This is a genomic window from Chryseobacterium gwangjuense, from assembly GCF_021311115.1.
Taxonomy (GTDB): domain Bacteria; phylum Bacteroidota; class Bacteroidia; order Flavobacteriales; family Weeksellaceae; genus Chryseobacterium; species Chryseobacterium gwangjuense.
The window spans coordinates 1-10,363 of sequence record NZ_JAJTNP010000009.1 but is presented as its reverse complement, the minus strand read 5'-3'; the positions used below and the strand labels follow the sequence as shown (position 1 = coordinate 10,363).

Below are 10,363 nucleotides of genomic sequence, written 5' to 3'. Positions count from 1 at the left end.
AACCCATGGTCAAGCTTATCAAGATTTACAACCGAGAGAACATGTGAAATTCCTCCACCGGGATTAACGATTTTAGAATTAAAACCAACAAGTGCAAAAGTTCAGTGGGATCCTTATGTAGGATCTGATGCGACTGGTAAATATATTCTGAGATATAGAAAAGTAGGAATTCCAGGATGGACTAATGTTCCAGTGTCAACCAATCTTTATACTCTAACCGGTTTAACAGAATTGACTAAATATGAAATGCAGGTAGCTAATGTATGTAGTGGTACTCCAGGTAACTATACTTTACCATACTACTTTACAACCCCTACAGTAATCTATTGTCAGATGGGAGCTAATACAGCTTCAGGAGACTATATTTCCAAAGTAACAGTTGTTCCTAGTGGAAAACCACAGATGTTGAACGCTTCAGGAGCTTCTAATTATACAGATTATACTACGCTTCCAACGGCTCAGATCGAGATGATTCAGGGATCAGTAAACAATCAACTTACGATAGATAAGGTAGTAACAGGAGATGCAGGCGTTGTAGCATGGATTGATTTTGACAGAAATGGAGAATTCGATATCAATGAAAGAATCCTGGTTTCGGGACCAAATGCAGATGCAACAGCAACAGCTACATTCAGTGTGCCTTCAGATGCTTTTGTAAGCAATGTAGACTATATGTATGTAGTGATGAGAGTTGCTTTAATGAAAGGAGGACTTCCTGTGAACTGTACCAACTTCGATAAAGGAGAAGTGGAAGATTACACAGTAAGAATCACTAAGAAAGCTGCTGTCAATGTATTGAATCAGACTGATATCTTAATTTACCCTAACCCGGTAAGCACTGTATTGAATGTAACGAATATCAGCAAGCGTGCTAATTACAAGATTTACAATGCAGCAGGTCAGTTGGTAACGAAAGGAATCATCTTAAACAACAAGATTGATGTACGTTCACTAATCAACGGAGTGTATATGATTGATATTGAGGATAAATCAACTTCAGTACAGAAGAAGTTTATCAAAGAATAATTGATAATAATATTTAAAACAATAGAATAAGCTCTCAGAAATGAGAGCTTATTTTTTTATATGTGTCTTTGTTGAATTCTTATTTTTTTATGTTTTGTTGTTATGTTTATATTAAATTTTTAATGATATTTTTATAAATAGATGATGGAAAATTGATTAATGGTAAAAAATGCTTAAATTCGTATAGTTAATTTAAAATAAAATAGCTTATGAAGAAACTCTTTACTTTTTTTACACTTCTTGTGTGTTTTTTCTGTACAGGATTATTAGAACACGTAAGAGGACAGGCACCTGCAACTTTGCCATATACGCAGAACTTTACTACAGCTAATGACTTTACCTTTGTTAATGGAACGCAAGTTAACAAATGGGTATATGGGACAGCAGCTGGTAATCCTGGAGGTTCTATTTATGTGTCAAATGACAATGGTGTAACGAATAACTACACGAATACGAGTAGTAGTGTAGTTCATGCTTATAGGGAATTTACGGTTCCGGCAGGAACGACTATGGCGACACTGGTTTTTGACTGGAGATCGTTTGGGGGTGACTCTACATTTGATAGAATGAGAGTATATTTGGCTCCTTCTACTTTTACTCCAACAGCAGGTACTCAAATGGCTGCTACAGGAGGAAATATACAGCTTGGGGCTAATTTTGAAATGCAAAATACGTGGCAGAATTATACAAACCCCACAGTAAATTTAACCAGTTTTGCAGGAAGTACTGTGAGACTTATTTTTGAATGGAGAAATGATGGGATTATTGGAACCAGCCCGGCTTCGGCAGTAGATAATATTAACTTTTTTATACCTACATGTGTTGTGCCTTCGGCGCAGGCAGTAACTGGTGTAGTATCAAACGGAGCAACGTTGAGCTGGACTTCACCAACTCCGGCACCTGCAAATGGTTTTGCATATTATATTACTACGACTAACGTGCCACCGGTTGCCGGAACACCTCCTACGGGAACTACGACTACTCCGTCAGTGAATTTAGTACCTACATTAACACCAAATACACAATATTTTTGGTGGGTAAAATCGGTGTGTTCATCTACGGACAGCAGTCTTTGGATGCCTGGTCCTACTTTTACAACAACTCAAATACCTGCTAGTTTACCATATACTCAAGCTTTTTCGGGAAGTAATGATTTTGGATTTACGACAGGAACTCAGGTAAATAAATGGTATCACGGTGCAGCTGCGGGTAACCCGGTAAATGGAATTTACATATCAAACGATAATGGGGTTACAAATGCGTATACGACCAGTCCACCAAGTACGCAGGTAACTCATGCGTATAGAGATTTCACGATTCCGGCAGGAACAACTGCTGCTTCCCCTGCAATTTTATCATTTGATTGGAGAGCGATCGGAGAGGGAACTACAGATTATTTAAGAGTATGGGTGGTACCTGCAGGATTCATGCCTGTTGCAGGAACACAGATTACAACTGGAACAGATAGGGTTCAGTTGACGCAATTAAATCAACAAGGAACATGGCAGAATTATTTGAACCCAACATTAAATGTTTCGGCTTATGCAGGTGCTGTTATGCGTCTGGTTTTTGAATGGAGAAATGATACTTTTGGAGGAAGTCAGCCTCCTGCAGCGATTGATAATGTTAATTTGTTAATACCGACGTGTAAAGTACCAACTGCATTAAATGTAACTGGGCTTGTGGCTAACGGAGCAACTATTGGTTGGACGGCACCTACGCCAGCACCAGCAAATGGATATGCTTATTATATTTCTACAACCAATGTACCGCCTATGGGAGCTCCTACTGGAACAACAACAGGAACAACAGTAAACTTAACTCCGACTTTAACTCCTAATACAACTTATTATTGGTGGGTGAGAGCTATTTGTTCTTCTACGGATAGTAGTATCTGGGTTCCGGGTCCAAGCTTTACAACTACTCAGATTCCGGCTACCCTTCCGTATTCTCAAAACTTTAATACAAACGACTTTGGTTTTGTAAACGGAACCCAAGTTAATAAATGGTATTATGGTTCTGTGGTAGGTAATCCGGCCAACGCTATTTATATTTCCGATAATGGAGGGGTAACAAATACCTATACTACGAGTACATCAACTAATCAGGTAGCTCATGCGTATAGAGATTTTGCTATTCCGGCAGGAACAACTGCTGCTTCACCTGCGATTCTGACTTTTGACTGGAGAGCTTTTGGTGAGGGGACTACATGGGATTATCTTAGAGTTTGGATGGTGCCTGCATCATATATGCCTGTTGCGGGAACACAGATTGCAGCCGGAACAAATATAGTTCAGATTGGGCAATTTAATCAGCAGTCGACATGGCAGAATTATATTAATACCAATGTGAATTTAGCTGCTTATGCGGGAGCTACAATGCGTCTGGTATTTGAATGGAGAAGTGATACTACGGGTGGAACACAGCCTCCTGCTGCAGTTGATAATATTAATTTATTGATTCCAACTTGTAAAGTACCGACAGCTTTAGCGGTAGCGGGGGTTGTATCTAATGGAGCAACGATTAGCTGGACGGCTCCAACACCTGCTCCAGCTCTTGGATATGCATATTATATATCTACTTCGAATGTACCTCCTACAGGAGCGCCTACGGGAACAACGACAGCAACATCTGTAAATCTTGCCCCGACTTTAGTTCCTAATACTACTTATTATTGGTGGGTAAGAGCAGTGTGTTCTTCTACAGATTCCAGTATTTGGATTCCTGGACCAAGCTTTACAACAACGCAAATTCCTGCTGTGCTTCCTTATCTTCAGAATTTTGAAACAGCGAATGATCTTGGATTATTGAATGGAACGCAAACGAATAAATGGTTCTATGGTTCTGCGACTGGAAATACAGGGAAATCTATTTATATTTCTGATAATGGAGGTGTTACAAATACATATGCCGTTAGTACATCAAGTAATCAGGTAGTTCATGCTTATAGAGATATTGCAATTCCTGCGGGTACCTCTCTGGCTATCTTCTCTTTTGATTGGAAAGCAGAGGGAGAAAGTTCATTTGATTATTTAAGAGTATGGTTAGTTCCATCTAACTTTATGCCTACACCCGGAACACAAATTGTTGCAGGTACGGGAAGAGTTCAGGTAGGGCAATATAATTTAAACGGAACTACTTGGCAAACTTATTCCAATGCGAGTTTAAATCTTAGCAGCTTTGCAGGAGTTACAATGCGTTTGGTGTTTGAATGGAGAAATGATACTATTTTAGGAGCGCAACCACCAGCAGCGGTAGATAATATTAATTTAAGGGTATGTAGTACAGCTACGCCATCTCCGGTAACAGTAACTACTATTACTCACAATTCTGCTCAGGTTGTTTGGCCACAGGATACTGGAGGAGCTTCTTATAAATTAAGATACAGACCGGTTGGTTCTACACAGTGGCTACCTTCGGTAACAGGACAGGATATACCAACAGTTACAAGTCCTAATCAAAGTATTCCTCTTTCAGGTTTAATCCCTGCGACATTATATGAAGTAGAGGTAGCAGCGGTTTGTAATACGATCAATGTTGGGAATTTTTCACATACTGAATTTACGACAAAATGTGACCCAACTCCACCGAATGTAACCTTTACGAATATTACATCCACTTCAGCAGTGGTGAACTGGTCACCATTAGCAGCAAGTGCGACCTATCAGATGCAGTGGAGAAAAGTAGGAGATATTGGTTGGATTACGGTTACTTTACCAAATCCACCAGCAAATACTTATGCGCTTCCTTCTCCAGGTTATACTTTAACACCATACACTCAGTATGAAGTTCAGATAAGAAATATATGTGTAGGCTCAACAACGCCTAACCCATGGTCAAGCTTATCAAGATTTACCACAGAGAGAACATGTGAAATTCCGCCACCGGGATTAACGATTTTAGAATTAAAACCGACAAGTGCAAAAGTTCAGTGGGATCCTTATGTAGGACCTGATGCAACAGGTAAATATATTCTGAGATACAGAAAAGTAGGAATTCCAGGTTGGACTAATGTTCCGGTGACAACCAATCTTTATACCTTAACCGGTTTAACAGAATTGACTAAATATGAAATGCAGGTAGCGAATGTATGTAGTGGTACTCCAGGTAACTATACCTTACCGTATTACTTTACGACTCCTACAGTAATCTATTGTCAAATGGGTGCTACTACGGGCTCAGGAGATTATATTTCCAAAGTAACGGTTGTACCTACCGGAAAACCACAGATGATAAAGGATTCCGGAGTATCTAATTATACCGATTATACAGCAGATCCACTAGCACAGATCGAGATGATTCAAGGGTCTGTAAATAATCAGCTTACTGTTGATAAGGTAGTAACAGGAGATGCAGGGGTTGTAGCATGGATTGATTTTGACAGAAACGGAGAATTTGATATCAATGAAAGAATTCTGGTTTCCGGACCAAATGCAGATGCAACAGCAACAGCTACCTTCAGTGTACCGTCAGATGCTTTTGTAAGCAATGTAGACTATATGTATGTGGTGATGAGAGTGGCTTTAATGAAAGGAGGACTTCCTGTGAACTGTACCAACTTCGATAAAGGAGAAGTAGAAGATTACACGGTAAGAATCACTAAGAAAGCTGCGGCTAATGTATTGAATCAGACTGATATCTTAATTTACCCTAACCCGGTAAGCACTGTATTGAATGTAACGAATATCAGCAAACGAGCTAATTTCAAGATTTACAATGCTGCAGGTCAGTTGGTAACGAAAGGCATAATCTTAAACAACAAGGTTGATGTACGTTCGTTAATCAACGGAGTGTATATGATCGATATTGAGGATGGCTCAACTTCAGTACAGAAGAAGTTTATCAAAGAATAATTGATTATTATATTTAATATTTAAAACCATAGAATAAGCTCTCAGAAATGAGAGCTTATTTTTTTATTACAGTTTGCTGAATTTGGATAGAATATAACTTAAGTGTTGGTGGTTCTTTTTCTTTAAAAATTCTTTCACTTTAATTTCGATATGTTCATTTGAGATGTTTTATTCATTGATATTTTGTTGTTTTAAAAAATTCACAATTGTGTGTATTTTATTTATTTGTGATCATAATTAAATATTTAATGTATTTTATTTAAAATAATTAGATGTTTTTAGTTTTTATAATTAAAATATAATTAGATTTGTGTGATTATTAAAAATTGAATAATATGGGATAGAAGTTATATTTATGTTTACTTACAATTGAATTTGTAAATAAAATGTACTCAAAGTTTCTTTTGGGTATATAAAATGAAAAATGTCTTTTGATGGTTACTATCATTATTAAATTAAAAAAATATGAACGTATTTTTACCTTGTAAAACCAAAAAATTCTTAAGGAATTTGATTGCATTGTTTTGTATGGTCTTTGGGTTGTTTGCGCAAGCGCAAACGGTCACAATTGGTACTGGAACAGCTACTCAAAGATATCCTTTAGGATCTTATTATGCCTACGAAATGTCGGCATCACTTTACACTGCTGCGGAAATCAATTTACCGGCAGGAGGAAGTGTTCAATCTGTAGCTTGGAACTGTACAGCTGCAATGAGTTTCAATCTTCCGATAAAAATTTATTTAAAATCTGTACCCAGTACAACAACAACATTTACCGCACAGCCTTGGACAACTGTAAAGTCGGGTGCTGTATTGGTATATGATGGTACAGTAAGTAATTTACCAGTGGGTTGGAATACCATTACTTTGCAAAATCCATATTATTATAATGGTACGGATAATTTGCAGGTTCTTGTTGAAACGAACTTTGGAGGAACTACCGGAGGAACAACGAGTACTACGGGAAGTGCTATTACGTACAGTACCGCTACCACTCAGCATATGTATTATTATTCTAATAATGCACAACAAGCTACTAATGGATATACTTCTTCAAGTAGACCTAATATCAGGCTGACTTTTGGAGCGGCTCCTGCGTGTATACCACCCCCTTCAGGATCAGGCTTAACTATATCCACATTGACAGCAACGAGTGCGGGAATCAGCTGGACAGCACCTACAACGGCTCCAGCGGGAGGGTATGATGTGTATTATACAACATCTACAGCTATACCAACTTCCACCACTACGCCTTCACAAACGGTGACTACGGGAACTTCGGCTACACTTTCTCCATTAACGGCAAATACTACCTATTATGCATGGGTAAGATCAAAATGTAGTGGAACAAGTCAAAGTAGTTGGGTTGGTCCTTTAGTAATATATACAGCATATTGTTTGCCTTCAGCTGGAACAAGCTCAACAACATATTATTTAAGTAAAATTTTAACAACAGGAGGATGGACGAACATTAATTATACTGCGTCATCTTACACAGCGTATGTTAATAATTCATCTAATACATTGAGTACTTCACCAGGAAGTGCCATTGGTGTTAGTTTGGCTGCTGGAACTTCTACCTATTATTATTATGTATGGGTAGACTGGAACAATGATATGGATTTTAATGATGCCGGAGAAACGGTTTTGGCAACAACTACTTATGCGGCAACAGGAACAACAACAATTAATGTACCTGCTGCACAGCCATATGGTAACTATAGAGTAAGATTTGGATTGTCATTCTCTGGAGCTATTACATCTTGTGGAGCGGCTCCTTATGGTAATTATGTTGATTATACGCTTGCGGTTGGAGCGCCACCTACATGTATGCCGCCTACAGCATTAGTTTTAAATTCTGCAACAACATCCTCTGCAAGTATTGGATGGACAGCATCTACAACTCCTCCTGCTTTAGGATATGAAATTTATTATAATACAACGAATATTGCTCCTACATCAGGAACTACACCTCAGATTACTGGGGTAACGGGTACAACTGCCACAATTCCTGGTTTAGCAATTAATACAACTTATTATATTTGGGTAAGAGCGAAATGTAGTACATCTGACCAGAGCCCATGGTCCGGACCAATTACTGTATTTACGAATTATTGTTCACCAACAGCTGGAACAAGCTCAACAACATATTATTTAAGTAAAATTTTAACAACAGGAGGATGGACGAACATTAATTATACTGCGTCATCTTACACAGCATATGTTAATAATTCATCTAATACATTGAGTACTTCACCGGGAAGCGCCATTGGTGTTAGTTTGGCTGCCGGAACTTCTACCTATTATTATTATGTATGGGTAGACTGGAATAATGACATGGATTTTAATGATCCGGGAGAAACTATTCTGGCAACAACTTCGTATGCTACTACAGCGTCTACGACAATTAATGTACCTGCTGCGCAACCATATGGTAACTATAGAGTAAGATTTGGAATGTCATTCTCTGGAGCTGTTACAGCTTGTGGACCTGCACCTTATGGTAACTATGTAGATTATACGCTTGCGGTTGGAGCACCACCTACATGTATGCCACCTACAGCATTAGTTTTAAATTCTGCAACAATATCGTCTGCAAGTATTGGATGGACAGCTTCTACAACTAATCCTGCTTTAGGATATGAAATTTATTATAATACAACGAATATTGCTCCTACGTCAGGAACTACACCTCAGATTACAGGGGTGATGGGTACAACTGCTACAATTCCTGGTTTAACAATTAATACAACTTATTATATTTGGGTAAGAGCAAAATGTAGTACATCTGACCAGAGCCCATGGTCTGGACCAATTACTGTATTTACGAATTATTGTGCACCAACAGGAGGTAGTAGTTCAACAACATATTATTTGAACAATGTTACAACAACTGGAGGATGGACAAACCTAGGTTATACAGCGTCTTCTTACAATCAGTATGTTAATTCAAACATGTCTGTTTTAAGTTCGCCGGGAAGTAGTGTGGTTATGAACTTAGCTACTGCTGGAGGTTCTACATATTATTACTATGTATGGATTGACTGGAATAATGATATGGATTTTAATGATCCGGGAGAAACTATTCTGGCAACAACTTCTTATGCAGCTACAGGAACAGCAACAATTAATATTCCTGCCGGACAAGCGTTAGGAAATTATAGAATGAGATGTGCATCATCGTTCATTGGAGCAATTACTCCTTGTGGACCTGCTCCTTATGGTGCATATGTAGACTTTACATTGGCTGTTGTGACGCCTCCTACATGTTTGCCTCCAACTGGTATGACTGTAACGGGTGTAACTGGAAATGGAGCAGTTATTAACTGGGCAACTCCAGCAACTCCACCAGCTCTTGGGTATGCATATTATGTTTCTACAACCCCTGTACAACCAGGAACTCCAACAGGAACAACAACGGCTACTTCTGTAAACTTAACTCCTACTTTATTGCCTAGTACAACCTATTATTGGTGGGTAAAAGCAATTTGTTCATCTACGGACAATAGTTATGTGGCACAAGGACCGAGCTTTATGACGACTCAGATTCCTGCTGTGCTTCCATATCTTCAGAATTTTGAAACGGCGAATGATATGGGATTATTGAATGGAACACAAACTAATAAATGGTTCCATGGTTCTGTAACTGGAAATACAGGAAAATCCATTTATATTACAAATGATAGTGGAGTAACAAATGCGTATACAATTACATCTGCAAGTGTAGTACAAGCGTATAGAGATATTACAATTCCTGCAGGGACTTCTCTGGCTACCTTCTCTTTTGACTGGAAAGCACAAGGTGAGAGCTCTTGGGATTATGTAAGAGTATGGTTAGTTCCTGCGACCTTTATGCCTACACCTGGAACGCAGATTGCTGCAGGTACAGGAAGAGTTCAGATAGGACAGTATAATCAAAACGGAACTGCTTGGCAATCTTATTCCAATGCGAATTTGAACCTTAGCAGCTTTGCAGGAACTGTAATGCGTCTGGTATTTGAATGGAGAAATGATACTACTGGAGGTACTCAGCCACCAGCGGCAATCGATAATATTGTATTAAGAGTATGTAGTACTGCTACACCAACAGTAACAGTAACTCCAGCTTCTATTACTCATAATTCAGCAACGATTACTTGGCCGCAGGATATTGGAGGAGCTTCTTATAAGGTTAGATATCGTCCTGTAGGTTCTACACAATGGTTACCTACAGCAGGTCCAATTGATGTGGCAGCTATTACAGGAACGACTCAGACATTTACATTAAATCCGCCAACTTATCCTTTAACTCCTGCAACATTATATGAAGTAGAAGTAGCAGCGGTTTGTAATACAATTAATGTAGGGGTGTACTCACATAGTGAATTTACGACAAAATGTGACCCAACTCCACCGAATGTAACCTTTACGAATATTACCTCAACTTCAGCAGTGGTGAACTGGTCACCATTGGCAGTAAGTGCAACCTATCAGATGCAGTGGAG

General features: G+C 38.7%; 3 protein-coding genes. All 3 read left to right on the top strand.

Translation table 11 applies throughout. The features are described 5' to 3' along the window. Window positions 1-1,026: GEVED domain-containing protein (locus LV842_RS16005; protein WP_233112435.1), on the top strand; the 1,026-nt coding region annotated here is incomplete at its 5' end. A 209-nt stretch (window positions 1,027-1,235) separates the two neighbouring features. After that, entirely contained in the window at window positions 1,236-5,879 is a 4,644-nt protein-coding gene (locus tag LV842_RS16000; RefSeq protein WP_233112434.1) for a fibronectin type III domain-containing protein, read from the top strand. Window positions 5,880-6,344: 465 nt separating this feature from the next. Beyond that, the coding region (locus tag LV842_RS15995) for a GEVED domain-containing protein (protein WP_233112433.1) at window positions 6,345-10,363 on the top strand (4,019 nt) is incomplete at its 3' end.